Source organism: Christiangramia flava JLT2011, assembly GCF_001951155.1.
In the GTDB taxonomy this organism is placed as follows: domain Bacteria; phylum Bacteroidota; class Bacteroidia; order Flavobacteriales; family Flavobacteriaceae; genus Christiangramia; species Christiangramia flava.
Genome location: NZ_CP016359.1, coordinates 3,506,350 through 3,527,595 on the forward strand (window position 1 = coordinate 3,506,350; position 21,246 = coordinate 3,527,595).

The 21,246-nt window shown below is 41.4% G+C and carries 21 protein-coding genes; 13 read left to right on the plus strand and 8 right to left on the minus strand.

The features are described 5' to 3' along the window. Positions 1-38 precede the first annotated feature (38 nt). The 4 genes from GRFL_RS15615 to mscL are packed head-to-tail and all read left to right on the plus strand — an operon-like array spanning position 39 to position 5,477. Entirely contained in the window at positions 39-1,898 is a 1,860-nt protein-coding gene (locus GRFL_RS15615) for a DNA topoisomerase IV subunit B (protein ID WP_083645482.1), read from the plus strand. Continuing rightward, positions 1,895-2,389, plus strand: a complete 495-nt coding sequence (locus tag GRFL_RS15620) for a hypothetical protein (RefSeq protein WP_083645483.1) — start codon at positions 1,895-1,897, stop codon at positions 2,387-2,389. The genes GRFL_RS15615 and GRFL_RS15620 overlap by 4 nt, the downstream gene beginning before the upstream one ends. Then, complete coding sequence (locus GRFL_RS15625; RefSeq protein WP_083645484.1) at positions 2,389-5,037, plus strand: DNA gyrase/topoisomerase IV subunit A; 2,649 nt, start codon at positions 2,389-2,391, stop codon at positions 5,035-5,037. Before GRFL_RS15620 ends, GRFL_RS15625 begins: the two co-directional genes overlap by 1 nt. Next, positions 5,037-5,477, plus strand: a complete 441-nt coding sequence (gene mscL, locus GRFL_RS15630) for a large-conductance mechanosensitive channel protein MscL (RefSeq protein ID WP_083645485.1) — start codon at positions 5,037-5,039, stop codon at positions 5,475-5,477. Before GRFL_RS15625 ends, mscL begins: the two co-directional genes overlap by 1 nt. 13 nt (positions 5,478-5,490) lie before the next feature. Here mscL and GRFL_RS15635 read toward each other — a convergent pair whose 3' ends face one another. Beyond that, the gene (locus GRFL_RS15635; protein ID WP_083645486.1) at positions 5,491-5,865 is read right to left on the minus strand and encodes a DNA topoisomerase IV; all 375 of its coding nucleotides are present in this window, start codon (positions 5,863-5,865) and stop codon (positions 5,491-5,493) included. A gap of 31 nt (positions 5,866-5,896) precedes the next feature. Next, the gene (locus GRFL_RS15640; RefSeq protein WP_083645487.1) at positions 5,897-6,304 is read right to left on the minus strand and encodes a helix-turn-helix domain-containing protein; all 408 of its coding nucleotides are present in this window, start codon (positions 6,302-6,304) and stop codon (positions 5,897-5,899) included. A 289-nt stretch (positions 6,305-6,593) separates the two neighbouring features. Between GRFL_RS15640 and GRFL_RS15645 the strand changes: the two genes are divergently transcribed. From GRFL_RS15645 to GRFL_RS15670, 6 genes are all read left to right on the plus strand, one after another. Beyond that, a complete protein-coding gene (locus GRFL_RS15645; protein ID WP_083645488.1) occupies positions 6,594-7,751 on the plus strand; it encodes a M14 family zinc carboxypeptidase in 1,158 nt (385 codons plus the stop codon). A gap of 71 nt (positions 7,752-7,822) precedes the next feature. After that, positions 7,823-8,302 (plus strand): Lrp/AsnC family transcriptional regulator, encoded by a 480-nt coding sequence (locus GRFL_RS15650; protein ID WP_083645489.1) that lies wholly within the window; start codon positions 7,823-7,825, stop codon positions 8,300-8,302. Between the two features lie 101 nt (positions 8,303-8,403). Beyond that, complete coding sequence (locus GRFL_RS15655; RefSeq protein ID WP_083645490.1) at positions 8,404-10,977, plus strand: phosphoenolpyruvate carboxylase; 2,574 nt, start codon at positions 8,404-8,406, stop codon at positions 10,975-10,977. Next, on the plus strand, positions 10,978-11,496 hold the full coding sequence (locus tag GRFL_RS15660; RefSeq protein WP_083645491.1) for a DinB family protein: 519 nt from the start codon (positions 10,978-10,980) through the stop codon (positions 11,494-11,496). It abuts the gene before it with no gap. Then, positions 11,496-12,497, plus strand: a complete 1,002-nt coding sequence (locus GRFL_RS15665; protein WP_083645492.1) for a YihY/virulence factor BrkB family protein — start codon at positions 11,496-11,498, stop codon at positions 12,495-12,497. Before GRFL_RS15660 ends, GRFL_RS15665 begins: the two co-directional genes overlap by 1 nt. A gap of 93 nt (positions 12,498-12,590) precedes the next feature. Further along, entirely contained in the window at positions 12,591-13,139 is a 549-nt protein-coding gene (locus tag GRFL_RS15670) for a type 1 glutamine amidotransferase domain-containing protein (protein WP_083645493.1), read from the plus strand. Positions 13,140-13,190: 51 nt separating this feature from the next. Here GRFL_RS15670 and GRFL_RS15675 read toward each other — a convergent pair whose 3' ends face one another. Both GRFL_RS15675 and aroB read right to left on the minus strand, forming a co-directional pair. Beyond that, positions 13,191-13,490 carry a hypothetical protein gene (locus GRFL_RS15675; RefSeq protein ID WP_083645494.1) on the minus strand — a complete coding sequence of 100 codons (300 nt, stop codon included), beginning with the start codon at positions 13,488-13,490 and terminating at the stop codon, positions 13,191-13,193. Between the two features lie 88 nt (positions 13,491-13,578). Further along, positions 13,579-14,649: a 3-dehydroquinate synthase gene (gene aroB, locus GRFL_RS15680; RefSeq protein WP_083645495.1), complete on the minus strand. Its 1,071-nt coding sequence runs from the start codon at positions 14,647-14,649 to the stop codon at positions 13,579-13,581. 90 nt (positions 14,650-14,739) lie between these two features. Here aroB and GRFL_RS15685 point away from each other — a divergent pair, with 90 nt between their 5' ends. Next, a complete protein-coding gene (locus GRFL_RS15685; RefSeq protein ID WP_083645496.1) occupies positions 14,740-15,939 on the plus strand; it encodes a proline dehydrogenase family protein in 1,200 nt (399 codons plus the stop codon). Between the two features lie 45 nt (positions 15,940-15,984). Beyond that, the gene (locus GRFL_RS15690) at positions 15,985-16,488 is read left to right on the plus strand and encodes a 1-acyl-sn-glycerol-3-phosphate acyltransferase (protein WP_236995816.1); all 504 of its coding nucleotides are present in this window, start codon (positions 15,985-15,987) and stop codon (positions 16,486-16,488) included. On the opposite strand, the gene GRFL_RS15695 is transcribed toward GRFL_RS15690, so the two are convergent. From GRFL_RS15695 to gcvT, 4 genes are all read right to left on the minus strand, one after another. Continuing rightward, the gene (locus GRFL_RS15695) at positions 16,489-17,205 is read right to left on the minus strand and encodes a YebC/PmpR family DNA-binding transcriptional regulator (RefSeq protein ID WP_083645498.1); all 717 of its coding nucleotides are present in this window, start codon (positions 17,203-17,205) and stop codon (positions 16,489-16,491) included. Positions 17,206-17,296: 91 nt separating this feature from the next. Then, positions 17,297-17,587 carry a 4a-hydroxytetrahydrobiopterin dehydratase gene (locus GRFL_RS15700; protein ID WP_083645499.1) on the minus strand — a complete coding sequence of 97 codons (291 nt, stop codon included), beginning with the start codon at positions 17,585-17,587 and terminating at the stop codon, positions 17,297-17,299. An 87-nt stretch (positions 17,588-17,674) separates the two neighbouring features. Beyond that, on the minus strand, positions 17,675-18,490 hold the full coding sequence (locus GRFL_RS15705; protein WP_083645500.1) for a sugar nucleotide-binding protein: 816 nt from the start codon (positions 18,488-18,490) through the stop codon (positions 17,675-17,677). A gap of 5 nt (positions 18,491-18,495) precedes the next feature. Next, complete coding sequence (gene gcvT / locus GRFL_RS15710; protein ID WP_083645501.1) at positions 18,496-19,578, minus strand: glycine cleavage system aminomethyltransferase GcvT; 1,083 nt, start codon at positions 19,576-19,578, stop codon at positions 18,496-18,498. A gap of 127 nt (positions 19,579-19,705) precedes the next feature. Here gcvT and GRFL_RS15715 point away from each other — a divergent pair, with 127 nt between their 5' ends. Further along, entirely contained in the window at positions 19,706-21,235 is a 1,530-nt protein-coding gene (locus tag GRFL_RS15715) for an NAD(P)H-hydrate dehydratase (RefSeq protein ID WP_083645502.1), read from the plus strand. Positions 21,236-21,246: the final 11 nt, after the last annotated feature.

The following is a 21,246-nucleotide window of genomic DNA, read 5'->3' on the forward strand; positions in this document are numbered from 1 at the left end:
TTAAATGCTATATTTAGGCCATAACTCCATGACTACTTATGAGTGAAACTAAGTACACCGAAGATAATATTCGGTCTTTAGACTGGAAAGAACACATCAGGATGCGACCCGGAATGTATATCGGGAAACTGGGGGATGGATCCAGCCAGGACGACGGGATATACATTCTTTTAAAAGAAGTGATCGATAACAGTATCGATGAATTTGTAATGGGATCTGGCAAAACCATCGAGATTTCCGTACAAAATCAGCGAGTGATTGTTAGGGATTACGGGCGTGGTATTCCGCTTGGAAAAGTGGTGGATGTGGTTTCCAAAATGAATACTGGTGGAAAGTATGACACCCGGGCTTTCAAGAAATCTGTAGGATTGAATGGGGTGGGTACCAAAGCCGTGAACGCTCTTTCCAATTATTTTCGCGTGGAATCTACACGAGACGGAGAAAGCCATTCCGCAGAATTTGAATCAGGAGAACTTAAAAACGAAGAACATTTAAAAGAGACGTCCCGTCGCCGCGGAACAAAGATCACTTTTGTGCCGGATGAGACGATCTTCAAGAATTATAAATTCCGTAATGAGTACATCGAAAAGATGCTCAAAAACTACGTATACCTGAACCCTGGTCTTACGATAGTTTACAACGGGGAAAAATTTTATTCAGAAAACGGGTTGAAAGACCTGCTGAAGGACAGCATTAACGAGGATGACCTTTTGTACCCGATCATCCACATGCGTGGGGATGATATCGAAGTGGCCTTAACCCACAGCCGTACACAATACAGCGAAGAATATCACTCTTTTGTGAATGGGCAGAATACTTCTCAGGGGGGGACGCACCTTGCCGCTTTCCGGGAAGCTGTGGTGAAAACCATTCGCGAATTCTACGGAAAGAACTATGAGGCCAGTGATATCCGCAAGTCTGTCGTTGCCGCGGTAAGCATCAAAGTGATGGAACCGGTTTTTGAAAGCCAGACGAAGACCAAATTAGGTTCTACGGATATGGGTGGCGACCTGCCAACCGTTCGTACATACATCAACGATTTCCTGAAGCGAAATCTCGATAATTACCTGCACCGTAACCCTGAAACTGCTGAAAAACTCCAGCGCAAGATCCTTCAGGCAGAACGTGAACGGAAAGATCTTTCAGGAATTCGGAAGCTAGCAAAAGAAAGGGCCAAAAAAGCCAGTTTACATAACAAGAAACTTCGGGACTGCCGGGTACACCTGGGAGACAGCAAACATGCCCGAAGCCTGGAAACCACACTTTTCATCACAGAGGGAGATTCGGCCAGTGGATCGATCACGAAAAGTCGTGATGTAGAAACACAGGCAGTGTTCAGTTTGAAGGGTAAACCTTTGAACAGCTACGGCCTTACCAAAAAGATCGTTTACGAGAACGAAGAATTCAACCTGCTTCAGGCCGCGTTGAATATTGAAGAATCTCTGGAAGACCTTCGCTATAATAATATTGTGATCGCGACAGATGCCGATGTTGATGGAATGCATATCAGGTTACTGCTCATCACTTTTTTCCTGCAGTTCTTCCCGGAACTGATCAAGGAAAACCACCTGTATATTTTGCAAACACCACTTTTCAGGGTTCGCAATAAGAAAGAAACGATCTATTGTTACAGTGAATATGAGCGAAAACAGGCGATTGAGAAGTTAAAAGGCAAAGTAGAGATCACGCGATTTAAGGGGCTTGGAGAAATTTCCCCGGATGAATTCCAGCATTTTATCGGCGATGATATTCGCCTGGATCCTGTGATGCTGGACAAAGATAAGTCGGTAGACGAAATGCTGAATTTCTATATGGGTAAAAATACACCAGACCGGCAAGAGTTTATAATTGATAATTTGAAGGTGGAGCTTGATCTAATTGAAGAATTGGAAATATGAGGTTCACGAACAAGACTGAAGTACGGGTAATCCCTTCAATATATATTGTTTTGATCGCGGTATTCGTGACGAATGTCTTTGTGAATATCGAGATCATGGCTTCAGATTCTGAACAGGAAATCGGTTTCAGTCATTTCCTTCCGAATATTGTCACCTTATTGCTGGCTTTTTACGTGCATACTATTGGCCAGGCTTTCGATTTTGACAGCGACGGAGAAACCCTGAATTTTAAAAATAACGGCGTTTTCTTTTCAAAATTCATGGAATACCGCGTAAAAAGGGCCGAATTTCCTAAACGGAAGCTGGGAAAATTTAGGTTTATCGACTACGGAATTTATTCCGCATTAACCATTTACATCAGGTCACGCAGAAAAAAAGGATACCGAAAATATACTTTTAACACCACATTTTTAAACCGAAAAAAGAAAAAAGGCATGGTTGCCGCACTGAATAAAGTGCTGGAAACCCGCCCGAGTGAAGTTACTGCCTAATGGAAGAAAACCAAGAAGGAGCTCAGGAAGAGCAGTTCAATACTAACAAAGAAGAATTAATTAAGGTCACTGGCATGTACAAGGACTGGTTCCTTGACTATGCTTCCTACGTAATCCTGGAGCGTGCCGTTCCCGCTATCGAAGATGGTTTCAAACCGGTACAACGCAGGATCATGCATTCCATGAAAGACCTGGATGATGGCCGATATAATAAAGTGGCCAATATCGTTGGTCACACCATGCAATATCATCCTCATGGCGATGCAAGTATTGGGGATGCCATGGTGCAGATTGGTCAAAAAGACCTTTTAATCGATACCCAGGGAAACTGGGGGAACATCCTAACAGGCGACCGTGCCGCAGCACCCCGGTATATCGAGGCAAGACTTTCCAAGTTTGCGCTGGAAGTATTGTATTCTCCAAAACTTACCGAATGGCAACTAAGTTATGACGGCAGGAAGCAGGAACCGGTAAACCTTCCCGTAAAATTCCCATTGTTACTGGCACAGGGCGCGGAAGGTATTGCGGTAGGTTTGAGCACGAGAGTGCTTCCGCATAACTTCAATGAATTGATCGATGCATCGATCAGGCATCTTCGCGGCAAAAGTTTTAAGATCGTCCCAGATTTTCCAACCGGCGGCATCGCAGATGTTTCCGACTATAAAGATGGGAAAAGAGGAGGACGCGTCCGCGTTCGGGCTAAGATTAACCAGGTAGATAAAAATACCCTGGCTATTACCGAAATTCCTTTTGGCACCACGACTACCAGCCTGATCGATAGTATTCTGAAGGCTAATGATAAGGGCAAGATCAAGATCAAACGCATTGAGGACAATACTGCGGCAGAAGTAGAGATCCTGATTCATCTGCCCAATAATATTTCACCAGATAAAACCATCGATGCGTTGTATGCATTTACCCAATGCGAAAATTCAGTTTCTCCTTTAGGTTGCGTAATCATTGATCACAAACCAATTTTCCTTGGAGTTTCTGATGTCCTGCGCCAGTCGACAGATCATACACTGGAATTGCTGCGTCGTGAACTGGAGATCAAATTACACGAATTACAGGAACAATGGCACTTTGCGTCCCTGGAGCGGATCTTTATTGAAAACAGGATCTACCGGGATATTGAAGAGGAAGAAACCTGGGAAGGTGTGATCAGCGCCATTGATAAAGGACTTCAACCCCACGTGAAGCACCTGATTCGTGAAGTAACCGAAGAAGATATCGTGCGCCTAACGGAAATCAGGATCAAAAGAATTTCCAAATTCGATATCGACAAGGCCCAGCAAAAGATCGAAGCCCTGGAAGGCGAGATCGAACAGGTGAAACACCAGCTGGACAATATTGTAGATTTTGCAGTAGACTATTTCAAAAAACTGAAAAAAGATTACGGGGAAGGACGTGAACGCAAAACCGAACTTCGAATCTTTGATGATATTGAGGCCACGAAAGTCGTGATCAGGAACACGAAACTCTACGTAAACCGAAAAGAAGGCTTTATCGGTACGTCGCTAAAAAAAGACGAATACGTTACCGATTGTTCCGATATTGATGATGTGATCTGCTTTACAGCAGACGGGAAAATGATGGTAACCAAGGTAGATACCAAGACCTTCATTGGAAAAGACATCATTCATGTGGCGATTTTCAAGAAAAAAGACAAACGAACGATCTACAATATGATCTATCGTGATGGAAAAGCCGGGAATTCGTATGTAAAAAGATTTGCCGTCACTTCGATTACGCGGGATCGCGAGTATGATCTTACCAACGAAAAGAAAGATTCAAAAGTGCTCTATTTTTCTGCAAACCCTAATGGTGAAGCGGAAGTTGTTACCGTTTTACTAAGACAGGTAGGAAGCATCAGGAAACTGAAATTTGATTTGGATTTTGCGGAAGTTATGATCAAAGGTCGTAACGTTAAAGGAAATATCGTCACAAAATATTCCGTGAAACGAATTGAATTAAAAGAAGAAGGCGTTTCTACGCTGAAACCTCGCAGGATCTGGTTTGACGATACCGTTAAAAGACTAAATGTAGATGGTCGCGGAGAGTTGCTTGGAGAATTTCGCGGGGATGATCGCTTACTGATCATTACCCAGGACGGGGTAGCCAAAACCATTAAACCGGAACTAATCACGCGTTTTGACGAAGAAATAGTCGTTCTGGAAAAGTGGATTCCTAAAAAGCCCATTTCTGCTATTTACTGGGAATCAGAAAAAGAACGTTATTATGTGAAGCGTTTTTTGATTGATAATCCAGACAAGGAAGAAAAGTTCATCAGTGAACATCCTAATTCTTACCTCGAGATCGTTTCGACCGATTATTACCCGATGGCAGAAATTGTTTTCACCAAAACTAAAGGAAAGGATCGCCGACCCAATGAGGAAATAAATCTTGAAGAATTCATTTCAGTAAAAGGAATTAAGGCTCTTGGAAACCAGTTAACTACTGAAAAAGTAAATCAGATAAACTTACTGGATCCTTTGCCGTATGAAACTCCGGAACCTGCGCAAGAAGAAGTAGAAAAGGAAGAGCCGGAAGAGGAAAAGCAAACTTCCGAAGACGATAAAATAGAATTAAAAGACATCCGGAAAGCTGATACCTCTTCAGAAAGCCAGACCAAATTATTTGATGATTAATGGGATTGATAAAGGAATTTAAAGATTTTGCCGTCAAGGGAAATATGGTCGATATGGCCATTGGTATTATCATTGGCGCGGCTTTCAGTACGATCGTGGACAGCCTGGTCAAACAAATCATTTCACCACCGCTCAGCTTACTCACAGGTGAGATCAATTTTGAAGATAAAAAATGGGTGTTACGAGAGGCAATTGGCACTCATGGGAGCCCGAATTACCTGGAGGAAGTTTCTATTGGCTACGGAATTTTCATCCAGTCGGTTATTAATTTCCTGATAGTTGGCTTTGTATTATTCCTATTTGTAAGATTTATGAATCGTTTCCGTGAAAAAGCCGAAGATCCTAAAAATACTCAGGTAAAAACCCCCAAAGACATTGAGTTGCTATCGAAGATCGCAGACCAGATGGAAGAGCAGAATCAGATGCTGCGCGATCGATAAGCAAAATACGGGGCTATTCTGAAATTTTGGTGACAGAACCACGAGACTTTTTAGGGTCACCAACCTGCCCATATTCAAAGGTATAACCATCTTTACTGGTCGTAAGGATCTTCATATGGATCGCTTTTTCTTCAGCCATTCCATCAGGATGTAAATTCTTCAGGATATACTCGCAATCGTTTATCCAGCGGATAGAAGAAGTATCGACTTTTCCTCGAAATTCCTCGATTTCAGTCGAATCATTCCTAATGAAAGTAGAGGTGACCATCTCTCCGTTAATATACGATTTGAACTCAAAGGTGCCGGTATGAAAATCCTCACAGTTTCTTTCCGCGTTAAAGCAGGAAATCATAGAGAATACCACAATTAAAATAACGAACTTTCTCATGCTGCAAAGTAATCTAAAATAGCGCAGCTAATCAATTCTCAAAGGCATCAAATGTGCCGTCATCATAAAATATCACGATTTTTTGAATAGTTCTTTTTTCTGAATTTTTTGGAACCTCCTGAAAGTTCATAGCTTCATTTGATTTTGTCGGCACCTGAACTGTTGGAGTGGGAACAATTTTTTCTCGCTCAGCTTTCGGAGTAGTGGAATTAGATTTGGGAAAACTGCCTTTTCCATTTAGGAGCCAGTACAATTCCACTTCAGGAAAACCTTTAACAACCTTCATCACGAATTCCAGACTGGGTTTATTTCTTCCTGAAATGATATGCGAAATAGAAGACCTTCCCACATCGATACGATCAGCAAAGGCAGCTGCAGACAGCTCGTAAAATTCCATGATTTTCGTAAGTCTAATAGAGAAATCTTCCGTGTTTACCATTGTAAATTATACTACCATTATACTGATGTTACAAATGTAACTTAAAAAGTTCGAACCGGAAAATTAAATATATAACGCCTCATAAATCGATGTATAAATTTAAAGTTTATATTCTTTTAATGACACATAACTAATTGAAAGTATAGTATTTATACTTTAAAAATAAGTTTGTTGGATTTATTCCAAAGCACTGGAGGTGTGAATTCCTTGAATTGTTTACAAAAGTACATCGCGAACCCTGTCCAATCTGTTTACATTTGTAAAATCAATTATGTTTAGTTTTGTAAACATGGAAAAATTACTCGAAGAGTTTCGTACGAAACGGGCCTATCAAACGATCAAATGGAAGGCTGCTTCAGGAAGATATATTACGCTGGCCGATCTTAAAAAGATCAAATCAAAGTTCGATCGATTTTATCAATTTGAGAAAATTGGAGAATCAGTTGAGGAACGAAAAATCTATCAAATTAAAATAGGAAGTGGACCAATAAAAATTCTAGCTTGGTCACAAATGCACGGAAATGAATCCACGACCACTAAGGCTATTTTTGATCTTATTGCATTTTTTAATCATTATAAGGACCATGAGGAGATCAAAAAACTACTTCAGCAGATCACTTTGGTGTGTGTTCCGATCCTCAACCCCGATGGCGCCAAATATTACACCCGTGTCAATGCGAATCATGTAGACCTGAATCGTGACATGCAACGCCTTTCACAGCCTGAAAGCAGCATATTGCGGAAGCTGTCAAAAGAATTTCAGCCAGATTACTGCCTCAATCTTCACGATCAACGCACCATTTTTAGTGCAGGACCCACAAACAACCCGGCGGTATTGAGCTTTTTGACGCCCGCCCGGGATGAAGAGCGCACTATTGACGAAACTCGAGAAGAAAGCATGGCTCTTATAGCTACGATGGCTGATTATTTAAAACCGGAACTAGAGAATAAAATAGGTAGATATGATGATGGTTTTAATATTAATTGTGCAGGTGATACGTTTCAGTCAGAAGGAATTCCTACAATTCTTTTTGAAGCAGGACATTTTCCGGGGGATTATCAAAGGGAAGAAACACGCCGGTATATATTCCTGGCACTTATTTCCGGACTTGCTGCCATCGCGAACGATAATACGGTAGATTTCCATAAATATTTCGATCTTCCGGAAAATCAGAAGTTATTTCGCGATGTGATCATTCGTAATGTTGATTTTGAAGGAAGTCTCGTTGATGTGGTCATTCAATTTAAGGAAACATTAAAGAATGGAAAGCTCAGATTCGTTCCGATTATAGAAAAAATCGGTCAGTCCATCCAGCAAATCGGGCACCGGGAAATAGATGCACAGAATGAAAAAATCCGAATTGCAGGGGAGGAGCTCCTTATCGAAAACGTTGTAGTTAATAAAATCTTCTTAAAATCAACAGAAATTCCAATTAAAATGGAATAATTGTCGAATTAACTGATAATAATTCAATGAATTTGTATTATTTTTGAACTTCATTAAAAAGTAGTTTAGAAATGGCCAAGTTTAAATTAGACGAGACCGATCACCAGATCCTCGATATGCTTATCGAAAATACGCGTACTCCTTTTACAGATATCGCGAAAAAATTGTTAATATCTGCAGGGACGGTGCATGTGAGGGTTAAAAAAATGGAAGAAGCCGGTATTATCATCGGGTCATCCCTTACTTTGGATTATAAAAAATTAGGATATGCCTTTATCGCCTATGTGGGGGTGTTCCTTAAAAATACTTCTCAGACAAAATTCGTTTTGGAACGTATCAATGAAATTCCTTTCGTGACCGTGGCCCACGTGACCACCGGGAAGTTCAACGTATTTTGTAAGGTAAGAGCACGCAATACTCAACATGCCAAAGAGATCATCTTTCAGTTAGATGATATCGAAGGTGTTTACCGTACCGAGACCATGATTTCTCTGGAAGAGAGCATTAATGATAAGAAACGTTTGATGCATTCAATTTTTAAAGAATTGTAAGCAGTCCTAAACTTTTATTAAAGACCCTTTAGGCTGCTTGGCTTAAAGGGTTTTTTTATAACTTTAAATTTAACCGAAAAACCAAGAAAGAAATTTAATTTATGAACAGAGAACCGAGACTCGACCGATTCAATGATAATGTTCTGGCAAAATATCAGGTATACAACAGTATCTTCCTGACTTTGCCGTACGACGACATCAAGAAGACGGGGGCGCTGCTTCCTCTTTTTCTTGAAATTTGCGAATCTGGTTTTGAGCAAAACAAGAACCCTTCAGAAATTGTTGAACGTTTTTTTCAGAAATATGGTGAAGATCCTACGGAAGAAGAAAAGGTAGCCTTGCTATTCCGCTTCATTCAGTATATTGAAAGACAAGTTGTACTTTTTGATGCTATTGAAGATGCTTCTTTCCCCATCGTAAATAATATGGACGGCCGCGGAACTTTACGAAGTGTCAAGGAAGAAGCTGAAGCTACCCAGAAACTGGATGAGTTGAAGAAATTCCTGAAACGTTTTAAAGTGAGGCCAACCCTTACAGCCCACCCAACTCAGTTCTATCCTGGTTCTGTTCTTGGTATTATTACTGACCTGGATAAGGCCATTCAGAAAAATGACCTGACCAGAATCAAACAATTACTGGCTCAGTTAGGGAAAACACCATTTTTCAAGAAAGAGAAACCTACTCCGTTAGACGAGGCGATCAGCCTGATCTGGTATTTTGAAAATGTGTTCTACCAGAGTGCCAGTAAAATCCATAATTACATTCAGCAGAATATCTTTGACGGAGAAGATATCGGCAACCAGGTTATCAATTTAGGCTTCTGGCCTGGAGGTGACCGCGATGGAAATCCGTTTGTTACAACAGATATAACCTTGCAGGTAGCTCAGCGATTGAGGAAGACCATTTTGCTAAATTATTACAGAGACGTTCGTAAACTGAAGCGAAGACTAACCTTCAGAGGCGTGCATGAAATGGTGGGAGAGATCGAAAGTGCACTCTACGAAATGGCAGTAACACCTAAGGATGTTATTAAACTGAAGCTTGAAGATTTTAAATCTAAGTTGCATCAAATCAAAGATGTATTAGAAGAAAAACATCAGTCATTATTTATTGATGACGTAAATGATTTACTGAACAAGCTCGATCTTTTCGGTTATCATTTTGCCACTTTGGATATTCGCCAGGATTCACGAATTCACCAAAGCGTTTTAGAAGAAGTGGTAAAAACAAGCCCTTCAGAATTATATCCGGATAATTTTTCGGAATTGAGTGAAGAAGAGCAGGTAAAGATTCTGAGCACCGTTAAAGGTAAACTGGATCCTGATTCTTTTGAAGAAGGTATGGCTAAAGCTACCATTTCATCTATTTACGCCATGAAGGAGATTCAGAAGAAAAACGGTGAAGCCGGAGCCAATCGATATATCATCAGTAACTGCGGAAGCGTACAGGGTGTCCTGCAACCATTTGCATTTCTTAGATCTTGTGACTGGGAAGAACCTACAGTAGATGTGATTCCGTTATTCGAAACAGTCCCAGATCTTCAGGACGCGCATAATGTGATGGAGCAACTCTATACCAATCCGGAATACAAAGCACACCTGGAACGCCGCGGAAACAAACAAACCATTATGCTAGGTTTCAGCGATGGTACTAAAGACGGGGGTTACCTGATGGCCAACTGGAGTATTTACAAAGCCAAAGAAGCTTTAACTAAAATTTCCAGAGAATACGGTATCAAGGTCGTCTTTTTTGACGGTCGTGGAGGACCACCGGCGCGTGGAGGAGGAAAAACTCACCAGTTCTATGCTTCTCTTGGACCTACTATTGAAAATGAGGAAATCCAGATCACGGTACAAGGGCAAACCATTAGTTCCAACTTCGGAACCCGGGATTCCTGTACCTATAACCTGGAACAACTGGTAAGTGCCGGTATTTCCAATGAAGTTTTCAATCCGGAAAAGAATCGTTTGCGAGAGGATGATCGTCAAACAATGACCGATCTTGCAGAGATTTCCTATGAAACATATATGGACTTCAAAAAACACCCACGATTCATTCCATATCTTGAGAAAATGAGTACGCTGAAGTATTATGCCAAAACCAACATTGGTAGCAGGCCTTCTTCAAGGAATAAATCAGCGGAACTGAATTTAAGCGATCTGCGTGCTATTCCGTTTGTTGGAAGCTGGAGTCAGCTAAAACAGAACGTTCCGGGATTCTTCGGAGTGGGAACAGCAATGGAAGCGCTGGATAAAAAAGGCGAATTCGATCGTGTAAAACAGTTGTATGAGAATTCAGATTTTTTCAAAACGCTACTGGAAAATAGCATGATGAGTCTTACCAAGTCATTCTTTCCTTTGACAGCGTATATGAAAAATGATCCTGAATTTGGAGAGTTCTGGGAGCTGATTCATGAAGAATTTGAGCGTACTAAAAAGATGTTACTGAAAGTGACTGGTTACAATACTTTGATGCAGAACCAGCCTGCCGGAAGAGCTTCGATCCAGGCGCGTGAAAGAATTGTGTTACCATTACTAACCATTCAGCAGCACGCTTTAAGAATGGTGCAGCAATTAAGTAAAGAAAATGTAGATGACGAGCGTTTGGAAACATATGAGAAAATGGTAACCCGTTCTCTCTATGGAAATATCAACGCCAGTCGTAATTCAGCATAAATGAATAGATCAGAACTGCAACCCAATGAAATTGGCGATTATTACTGGAGATATATCAATTTATTGCCTGAAAAGGCCGATTTAATCGATACTCTAATTTCAAACACACATGATTTCGTTGGATTCCTGAATGAACTTCCAAAAGATAAATGGCATTACAGCTATGAAGATGGAAAATGGAACATTCTGGAAATATTGCAGCATATAATAGATACCGAAAGGGTTTTTCAATACCGTGCTCTTAGTTTTGCGCGCGGTGAGGAAAAACCCTTACCCGGTTTCGATCATGATCGCTTCGCAGAAATGAGCGATGCAGGAAGAAGGCTTCCGAAGGATCTGATCAGCGAATTCCAGGCCAACCGGGATTCAGCAATTTATCTTTTCAAAAGTTTCAACCAGGAAATGCTTAAGCGAACCGGGAATATGAACGGTGTGCCGGCGTCGCCCCGAGCCATTGGCTTTATTATGGCCGGGCATGTGTTGCACCACATAGATCTTATCACTAAGAAATATCTTTGATGTGGAAATCCTTCAAAATATTCCTGAAGCTTCTTAAGAAAACTTACATAAGCTGGGATCGCAACGAACCCTATGCGAGAGCAGCAACTATTGCGTATTACGCTCTTTTTTCCTTACCGTCCCTGCTGATCATTGTGGTGAGTATCGCCGGGTATTTCTTCGGAAGGGAAGCGGTAACCGGAAGGTTAACGGGGGAGATAGGAAAATTTATTGGCAGGGATTCAGCTAACGCCATCCAGGCAATGATCGAGAATGCTGCATTATCCAGTGAATCGACTATAGCCATAATTTTTGGAGCGGCCATGCTCGTATTTGGAGCGACCGGAGTATTTTTCCAATTAAAGGTCGCCATGAACAACATCTGGAATGTTGCAGCGAAACAAACCAATTTTTGGAGAATGGTCCTGGACCGGGTGATTTCTTTGGGAATGGTCTTTGTAATTGGATTTTTATTATTGATCGCACTGGTGATTTCGGCCCTGGTAAAAATCATCGCAAATAATGTAAATCGATTTTTCCCCAATATTTCAGAATTCCCTTTGCAGGCGATCAATTTTCTGCTTTCATTTTTATTCATCACTACACTGTTTGCAGCAATCTTTAAATTGCTGCCGGATATACACATTAGATTCCGGACTACTTTCATTGGTGCAGCTTTAACTACGTTTCTATTTCTAATTGGAGAGTCTATTCTCAGTTTTTATTTTGGACAGAGTGAACCTACTTCGGTTTATGGAGGAGCATCTTCGGTAGTGCTAATTTTATTATGGGTTTATTATTCCTGCCTGATCGTTTTCTTCGGAGGGGAGTTTACTGTCCAGTATGCCTTATTCAAAAAAGAAAAAGTCACGCCTAATCGTTTTGGGGAACCGGCCATTTACCAGGAAATGAAAAAACTCGAGCAGCGAAGAATTCAGCTGAAAGAAGAAAAGCACATTGTTGATAAACTGAAATCTTACCTGGATGACGATGAGAAGCCGGAAAACTCTATTAAATCCTAAGCTTTAACGAAGCATCAACATTTTTTATAAGGCCCTTAGCACATTAAGGGAACTCTGATTTGTAATTTTAAGCTAAATAAAAAGAAAAAGATTATGAAAAAGAGAATTGCAATTTTAGCAACGAACGGTTTTGAAGAAAGCGAATTGAAATCGCCAAAAGAAGCCATGGAAAAAGAAGGATTTCAGGTAGACATCGTAAGTCTTAAAAAAGAAAAGATCAAATCCTGGGATGTGGATGACTGGGGTAAAGAATATGATGTTGATTATGCCCTGCAGGATGTGACTGCAAAAGATTATAATGCGCTGGTATTACCAGGTGGAGTGATCAATCCTGATCAGCTAAGACGCCACGACGATGTACTTATTTTTGTACGTGATTTCTTTAAACAAAGTAAGCCAGTTGCAGCCATTTGTCATGCAGCCTGGACTTTGATCAGCGCCGAGGTGGTGGAAGGCAGAACCATGACTTCCTTCAAATCTATCAAAAAAGACTTGGAAAATGCCGGAGCTCTTTGGGTAGATGAACCTGTGGTGGTTGACGAAGCGCTGGTAACCAGTAGAAACCCAGACGATCTGGATGCCTTTAACGCGAAGGTGATCGAGGAGATCAAGGAAGGTAAACATGATTTACAGCATGCCTAATCTCGATTCTAGATAAAATGAAAAGGAACGCTTTTGGCGTTCCTTTTTTTATTAATCTTCTTCTGATTCTTCTTCGTCTCCTTTTTCAGGAATATCCACGATAGGATCGTTGTATTCTGAATCATCGTAATCGTCTTCGTCAAAATTGGCCATCGTATTTTCCAGCCTGGTACTTACTTTTACGAGGTAAACCGTATCATCTGTACGCACTTCCACTGCATCAACAGTCTCGTTTTTGGCATTCTTGAAAGAAATGACCTGGTCATCGTCATACCCATCAGGATACTTATCTACCAGTAACGCCAGAATTTCCGGAGTCAGTTTTTTATAGTCTACGATTATCCTTTTCATAGTTTAATGGTTTATGCAAGTATAATTAAAAAATTAAATTCGAGACAAAACATCCGGAAATTTATAGCTTAAAATAAGCGCTTTACAATCAGCTGTTTAAATAGTAATCAAATGATTTTTCGATCAGGTCAGGATCTACTTCGCAATCAATAACCGGTAAACCGATGTCTTCCAGCAAGACAAAATTGATTCTTCCGTACTCGTTTTTCTTATCGTATTTCAGCAACTTCTGAATTTGTTTGATCTCTTTACTACTGAAAGAATCCACGCCATAGATATCTTTAATGAAATTGTTGAGATCTTCCAGTTTCTCCTTCGGAAAATCTTTTTCTTCCGCAGAAATATAGGCTTCCAGTATCATCCCGATGGCAATTGCCTCCCCGTGAAGCAAAATTTTCCTGTCTGGATTGCTCAAACAAAAAGATTCAATCGCATGGCCAAGGGTGTGACCAAAATTGAGAGTTTTTCGCTCATCTCTTTCATAAGGATCCCTATCTACGATATTAGCCTTGATCTTCACGCTTTTTTCAATGATATCATCCAGGTCACTATACTTCAACTCGTTCATCGCGCGCAGTTTTTTCCAGTATTTCTCGTCGGCAATCAGCCCGTGTTTCAGGATTTCTGCCAGGCCGCTGCGCATTTGTGGCTGCGGAAGTGTGGACAGGTAGTTGGTATCAATCAGCACCATTTCTGGCTGGACGATCACGCCCACCTGGTTTTTCAAATTCCCAAGATCCACACCGGTTTTTCCTCCAACTGAAGCATCGACCATCGCCAGAAGGGTAGTGGGAATATTAATAAAAGGAATGCCTCTTTTAAAAGTGGAAGCCACAAAACCACCAAGATCCGTCACTACGCCGCCACCAAGATTGATCATCAAACTCTTGCGGTCTCCATCCAGCTCCGACATCGCGTTCCAAACACCGTCACAGGTTTCCAGTGTTTTGTATTCTTCCCCGGCATCGATTTCAATCACTTCTATATCTGAAGGGTCTTCCAACCGACTCAAAAAATAGGTGAGGCAGTGCTCATTGGTATTGGTGTCTACTAAAATAAAAATCCTGGAAGGAGGGTTTTTAGAAAGATATTTATTCAGTCTGCCATAGGCTTTTTCCGAGTAAAAAATAGTGTCCAGTGAATCCTGCAAATCATTCATTTTTAAAGGGCTTTTAGCACCCGAAATTAAACAGAATTTATCAATTAAATCAATATTCAATAATTATATTTGCCGCATTAACAGGATAAGATGATTAGAAAGAAAATTTTCAATAATACGAAAGCAGCCTTCAAGCTGAAATCGGATAGTGAACTGGATCGTGCCATTTTCTTATTTGGTCTTATGGGCAGGCCCAGCCTGGTCAAAGCCGGATCGGCACTAACCAAATTTTCTTTAAAATTTCATTTGCCTGTTGAAGGCCTTATCAAAAAAACCATTTTCGAGCAGTTTTGTGGCGGTGTGACTGAAAAAGATTGCGAACCTGTGACCCAGAAAATGTATTCTGAAAACCTGCATGCCATTCTGGATTATTCGGTAGAAGGGAAAGAAACGGAAGAGGAGTTTGATGCGGCCATGGAGAAGAAGCTAAGCCTGATCGAATATGCCAAAGATCATGATGAAGTTTCGTTCGCAATGTTCAAACCTACCGGTATTGGGCGTTTTGAGATCTGGGAAAAAGTAAGTGAAAAGATCAGCCTGAGCGATGCTGAAAAGCAGGAATGGGAAAATGTTCGTAAACGGGTGGAAACTCTTTGCCAGCGCGCCTACGATTTGGACGTCAGGCTTTATGCCGACGGAGAGGAAACCTGGATGCAGACCGCTGCAGATGAACTGATGGAGGAAATGATGCGGAAATATAATAAGGAGAAGGTCCTTATTTATAATACCCTGCAATGCTACCGTTGGGACCGACTGCAATACCTGAAAGATCTTCACGAAAAAGCTAAAAAAGAAGGCTTTAAAATAGGAGCGAAGATCGTGCGTGGTGCGTATATGGAAAAGGAAAATGCGCGGGCTAAGAAACTAGGCTATCCTACACCGATCTGCGAGAGCAAAGAAGCGACCGATGTAAATTTTAACAGCGTCATGTCTTATTGCCTCAACCACCTGGATGATATCAATGTATTCATAGGAACTCATAACGAGGTTAGTAATTACCTGGCTTTACAGATTATGGAAGACCGTGGCATAGACCATGACGACCCAAGGATTTGGTTTAGCCAGCTATTTGGGATGAGTGATCATTTAAGTTATAACCTGGCTCGAAAAGAGTATAACGCCGTGAAATTGGTTCCTTTTGGGCCCGTTCGTGACGTGGTTCCGTATCTTTTAAGAAGGGCGCAGGAAAACACTTCGGTAAAGGGACAAACCGGTAGGGAGCTTTCCTTGTTGTTGGAAGAACGCAAACGCCGGAAAGGGGATAAATCTGTTAAACATACCAGAGAATAGTAAAAATTGATGCGCTGGCTGGCGAAATTTGTCTTTTTCCAAATCATGGGTTGGAAACTGGAAAGTCGGTTTGACACCAGTATTCAAAAATGCGTGATTATCGTGGCACCCCACACGAGTTCCTGGGATTTCCTCATCGGGATCCTGGTTCGAAAGATCCTGAATATCCACATCGATTTTATTGCTAAGAAAGAATTGTTCAGGCCTCCGTTTGGGTGGTATTTCAAAATGGTCGGTGGCTCGCCGCTGGATCGAACTTCCAATCAGAAAAAGGTAGATGCGATTGCTGAAATGTTTCAGAAAAAAGCAGTTTTCAGGCTGGCGATGTCTCCAGAAGGAACGCGACAAAAAACCGATCGTTGGAAAACCGGCTTTTATTATACCGCCTTAAAAGCGGAAGTTCCCATCGTGATGGTTTCCTTTGATTTTGGTAAAAAAATGGTCAGGATATCCGAGGCATTTTACCCAAAAAACGGTCTGGAAACCGATATGACAGAAATTAAATCTTTTTATCGCGGGGTACAGGGAAAAATTCCGCAGAACTTTTAATTATTCTGAAATTTCCATCGTGTGGTAAACATTCTGCACATCGTCGTCATCCTCCAGTTTCTCCAGCAGTTTTTCAACATCGGCGGCCTGTTCTTCTGAAAGTGTTTTGGTAACCTGCGGAATGCGTTCAAAACCGGAAGAAATAATTTCAATATTTCGGCTTTCCAGTTCTTTTTGAATGCTTCCGAAGTTTTGAAAAGGCGCATAAATATGTATTCCATCTTCATCTTCGAAGACTTCTTCCGCACCAAAATCGATCAATTCCAGTTCCAGTTCTTCAGGGTCGATGCCTTCTTTATTGATGCAAAAATTGCAAGTATGGTCAAACATGAATTCTACAGAACCGGAAGTTCCAAGGTTCCCGTCAGATTTATTGAAGTGCGAACGGATGTTGGCAACCGTACGATTATTATTATCTGTAGCAGTTTCTACCAAAACAGCAATCCCATGAGGAGCATATCCTTCAAAAAGCACAATTTTATAATCGCCCTGTGACTTATCGCTGGCACGTTTGATCGCACGCTCGATATTGTCTTTTGGCATATTCACGCTTTTCGCATTCTGGATCACCGCGCGAAGTTTTGCGTTGGTATCGGGATCAGGGCCACCTTCTTTAACTGCCATTACGATATCTTTACCAATACGAGTAAAGGCTTTAGCCATTGCCGACCAGCGTTTCATTTTACGCGCTTTCCTGAATTCAAATGCTCTTCCCATGATTTTTAAAATATGAACCGGGCAAAAATAAAAAAAAAGCTCCTAAATCTCTACAAGAATTTCAGGAGCTTTCCAGTAACTGAAAAATGTTTTAGGAAGAGGCTTCAATAATATCCTCAATGGTTCGGGCCAGTTTGAAGTCTTTTTCAGTAACACCATCAGCGTCATGTGTAGACAGTGATATTTCCAGCTGGTTGTAGACATTCCCCCAGTTTGGATGATGCTGCTGAGCTTCTGCTTCGAACGCAATCCTGGTCATCACGGTAAAAGCTTCTTTAAAATTTTCGAATTCGAAGGTGGTATGAATGGCCTCTTTAGCGTAGGTCCAGCCTTCAAGGCTTTCCAGTTTTTCATGGATTTCGCTTTCGCTTAATTTTTTCATGACGGAGTTTTTTAGTGGTTTCTTAAAGATAGGCCTTTAAAAAGGAAAATTGGAAATGGCCATTTCCCTTTAATAGAAGATTAACAGCTACAATTTGGTAGAGGCTTCAATCACATCATGAATAGTGATCTGCAGGTTTTTCGGTAATTTATTATCCTTCGGAAGGACCGCCAGAAAACGATCAAAATTGGAATCATACACGTTTTTAAATACTACGTGTTCGTAGCCAAGCCCCTCGCACAATTCTTCTATAAAATCTTTCTGATGAGTAAGATCGGTGCTGCCAAGATGAAATACGCCTTCGCGTGAACGATTGATGATATAGTGAATTTGCTGAGTCACTTTCTGAATTTCAGTAGCGTTGATCACCACATTCGGAAAAACTTCCAGCGCTTCACCGAGATCAATCACCGTTTTCAGCTCTTTTACCCTCGGAGAATTTTTTCCGAAGACCATTGGCAACCGCAAAATATTGTACTGATGGTTGGGAAGCCGAAGCAGGGCATTTTCAATTTTGATCTTGAACCGGCCGTAAATACTCTGGCTCAGGGTTTTGTCGTACTCGTAAGATGGATAATTGGTGAACGCATCAAAGACATTGGCCGAACTAATAAATATCAGCTTGGTATTGGTACGTAAAATATAGTCGATGATCTGGAAATGTGTAACAACCTGAGCATCAAAATTACCTCGTACCGCGGAAACGATCACATCTGGTTTGACATTCTGAAGAAGGATTTCGATATTTTCAGTTTCCATATCAAAATGGTGAAACTGGTGATTATCACTGAAGATCTTCCTGTCAGTTAAATAGGTTCCGTGCGTATCAAAATAGGAGCATAGCTCTTTGTACAGGGCATTACCTATAAAACCGCTAGCTCCTAAAATCAGAATTCGTTTCAAATAAATTATCCTTTATAAAAAGGCAGCTTGACCTGAGTGGCGGGGATCGCTTTTTTGCGAATCTGGATAAAGATCTTTTTTCCAGCCCCCGCTATATCAGCAGGTACATAACCCATGCCAATTCCTTTTTCCAGGGAAGGAGACATGGTTCCAGAAGTTACCGTGCCTATTTTTTCACCATTCTCATTCACAATATCGTAACCCTGTCTAGGGATTCCTCGCTCGTCAAGTTCAAAGGCAACCAGTTTTCTGGCTGGTCCCTCTTCTTTTTCTTTTTTCAGGTTCGCGCTGTTCACAAAATCTTTGGTGAATTTGGTGATCCAGCCCAGACCAGCCTCGATAGGAGACGTGGTATCGTCAATATCATTGCCATAAAGACAGTATCCCATTTCCAGCCGCAGTGTATCCCTGGCAGCAAGGCCTATAGGTTTGATCCCGAAATCGGCTCCGGCCTGCATCACCGCATTCCAGATCTTTTCTGCGTCTTCATTTCTGAAATAGATCTCAAATCCGCCACTTCCGGTATATCCGGTAGCTGAAATGATCACCTTGTCCACACCGGCAAAGGTTCCAAGCTCAAAATTGTAGAATTTGATGTCTTTCAGGTTTACATCAGTAAGAGACTGCATGGCTTTCGCAGCCATTGGTCCCTGGATAGCCAGCAGTGACAATTCATCACTCATATCACGCATCGTGGCATCCATGGTGTTGTGGTGAGCGATCCAATTCCAGTCCTTTTCAATATTGGAAGCGTTTACGACCAGTAAATACTTTTCGTCATCGAGCTTGTAAATGATCAGGTCATCTACTATTCCGCCGGTTTCATTTGGCATACAGCTGTATTGAGCCTTTCCATTTGTAAGTTTGGACGCATCATTACTGCTGATCTTCTGAATTAATTCCAGCGCATTTTCTCCGGAAATTAGGAATTCCCCCATGTGCGATACATCAAAAACACCCACTTTTTCACGAACGGTCTGGTGTTCTATATTCACTCCTTCATAAGATACCGGCATGTTGAAACCTGCAAAAGGTACCATTTTAGCGTTAAGTTCCTGATGAACTGAAGACAGGGCTATTTCTTTCATTTTCGATTTAAAATTTGCGCAAATTTATTCAATTCAAGCAGAAAACAATATCTCTATCGTTTTTTTATCGGTTTCCGGCGAAAACACCATATTAATGTATCTTTGATGGAACCCGAGAAAAAAGACTATGAAGATACTATCTGGCAAACAGATTTCAGAAGCCGACAAATATACGATCGAACACGATGGCATTACTTCTGAAGAATTGATGGAACGTGCAGGCACACTGGTTTTTAAACAAATTCATCAACGCTTACAGGGCGCGCCGATCCCCATCAAAATCTTCTGTGGGATTGGCAATAATGGGGGAGACGGGCTGGTTATTGGCCGCCATCTCATCCAGCACGGTTACGACGTGAAATTGTATACTGTTGCGTACAGCGACAAACGATCTGAAGATTTCCTGAAAAACTATGAAAAAATCAAAGACATCACCAACGATTGGCCGGGCCTGATCAAAGAGGTGGATGACTTTCCAGAAATAAGCGTGGGAGATTTTGTGATCGATGCCATTTTCGGCGTTGGGCTGAACCGGCCAATTGAAAGCTGGGTCGCTAAACTGGTTACCCACATAAATGATTCTGGAGCTTTTACACTGGCCGTGGATATTCCCAGTGGCCTTTTTGATGATCAGCCTCCGCAGGGTTCCGTAATCCAGGCAAACTATACGCTGACATTCGGAGCTCCAAAACTGGTTTTTTACCTTCCTGATACAATGGATTATGCCGGTGAGGTACAGGTTTTAGACATCGGTTTAAATAAACGTTTTATTGCCGGCATCGATTCGCGAACCTATTTGATCGGAAAGCAGGAAGCCCCCGCGCTTTACCAGCCGCGGAATAAGAATTCTCATAAAGGCGATTACGGAAACATTCTTATTGCTGGCGGTAGCTATGGGAAGATTGGCAGCGTGCTATTATCTGCAACTGCGGCTATGCATACCGGCAGCGGGCTTTGTACGCTATACGTTCCAAAATGCGGTTATGAGATCATTCAGTCAAGCCTGCCGGAAGCAATGGTTCTTACTGATGAAAACGAACAAAAACTATCCGATTTTCCTATTGATTTTGAGGCTGACACCATTGGATTTGGAATGGGTGCCGGAACCGAAAACGAGAGTATCACTGCTTTCGAAAAATTATTGCAAAACCAAAAAAAACCGATTTTAGTAGATGCCGATGGGCTGAATATGCTCAGCAAAAAACCAGAGCTGCTGAAATTGCTTCCAGAAAATTCTGTGCTAACTCCGCATCCCGGAGAGTTGAAACGACTGATCGGCGAATGGGAAAATGATTTTGAAAAACTTGAAAAAGCCCGCAACTTTAGTAAAAAATTCAATGTAATCCTCGTAATTAAAGGGGCATATACTTTCATTTTGCAAAATGAGGAGCTTTTTATAAATACCAGTGGCAATCCCGGGATGGCCACCGCTGGTAGCGGAGATGTTCTTTCCGGGGTCATCACTTCTCTTATGGGGCAAAATTACCAGCCGGTAGCTGCCAGTATTTTAGGTGTTTTCATACACGGACTTTCCGGCGACCTCGTTGCTTCAGCTCAAGGTTATGAAGGGGTGACTTCAGGGGAAATGGCCAGGAATATGGGAAAAGCTTTTCAGTATCTTTTTCAAAAGGAAATTAAAACAGGTGGCAAGGAGTAGACTTTATAAAT

Excerpts from the sequence above, each read along its gene's own strand:
- GRFL_RS15715 (WP_083645502.1), top strand. The coding sequence starts at position 19,706 with ATGAAGATACTATCTGGCAAACAGATTTCAGAAGCCGACAAATATACG.
- GRFL_RS15675 (WP_083645494.1), bottom strand. The coding sequence starts at position 13,490 with ATGAAAAGGATAATCGTAGACTATAAAAAACTGACTCCGGAAATTCTG.
- GRFL_RS15660 (WP_083645491.1), top strand. The coding sequence starts at position 10,978 with ATGAATAGATCAGAACTGCAACCCAATGAAATTGGCGATTATTACTGG.
- GRFL_RS15645 (WP_083645488.1), top strand. The coding sequence starts at position 6,594 with ATGGAAAAATTACTCGAAGAGTTTCGTACGAAACGGGCCTATCAAACG.
- GRFL_RS15650 (WP_083645489.1), top strand. The coding sequence starts at position 7,823 with ATGGCCAAGTTTAAATTAGACGAGACCGATCACCAGATCCTCGATATG.
- GRFL_RS15665 (WP_083645492.1), top strand. The coding sequence starts at position 11,496 with ATGTGGAAATCCTTCAAAATATTCCTGAAGCTTCTTAAGAAAACTTAC.
- GRFL_RS15615 (WP_083645482.1), top strand. The coding sequence starts at position 39 with ATGAGTGAAACTAAGTACACCGAAGATAATATTCGGTCTTTAGACTGG.
- GRFL_RS15685 (WP_083645496.1), top strand. The coding sequence starts at position 14,740 with ATGATTAGAAAGAAAATTTTCAATAATACGAAAGCAGCCTTCAAGCTG.
- GRFL_RS15700 (WP_083645499.1), bottom strand. The coding sequence starts at position 17,587 with ATGAAAAAATTAAGCGAAAGCGAAATCCATGAAAAACTGGAAAGCCTT.
- GRFL_RS15635 (WP_083645486.1), bottom strand. The coding sequence starts at position 5,865 with ATGAGAAAGTTCGTTATTTTAATTGTGGTATTCTCTATGATTTCCTGC.
- GRFL_RS15625 (WP_083645484.1), top strand. The coding sequence starts at position 2,389 with ATGGAAGAAAACCAAGAAGGAGCTCAGGAAGAGCAGTTCAATACTAAC.
- aroB (WP_083645495.1), bottom strand. The coding sequence starts at position 14,649 with ATGAATGATTTGCAGGATTCACTGGACACTATTTTTTACTCGGAAAAA.
- GRFL_RS15620 (WP_083645483.1), top strand. The coding sequence starts at position 1,895 with ATGAGGTTCACGAACAAGACTGAAGTACGGGTAATCCCTTCAATATAT.
- GRFL_RS15690 (WP_236995816.1), top strand. The coding sequence starts at position 15,985 with ATGGGTTGGAAACTGGAAAGTCGGTTTGACACCAGTATTCAAAAATGC.
- GRFL_RS15655 (WP_083645490.1), top strand. The coding sequence starts at position 8,404 with ATGAACAGAGAACCGAGACTCGACCGATTCAATGATAATGTTCTGGCA.
- mscL (WP_083645485.1), top strand. The coding sequence starts at position 5,037 with ATGGGATTGATAAAGGAATTTAAAGATTTTGCCGTCAAGGGAAATATG.
- GRFL_RS15640 (WP_083645487.1), bottom strand. The coding sequence starts at position 6,304 with ATGGTAAACACGGAAGATTTCTCTATTAGACTTACGAAAATCATGGAA.
- gcvT (WP_083645501.1), bottom strand. The coding sequence starts at position 19,578 with ATGAAAGAAATAGCCCTGTCTTCAGTTCATCAGGAACTTAACGCTAAA.
- GRFL_RS15695 (WP_083645498.1), bottom strand. The coding sequence starts at position 17,205 with ATGGGAAGAGCATTTGAATTCAGGAAAGCGCGTAAAATGAAACGCTGG.
- GRFL_RS15670 (WP_083645493.1), top strand. The coding sequence starts at position 12,591 with ATGAAAAAGAGAATTGCAATTTTAGCAACGAACGGTTTTGAAGAAAGC.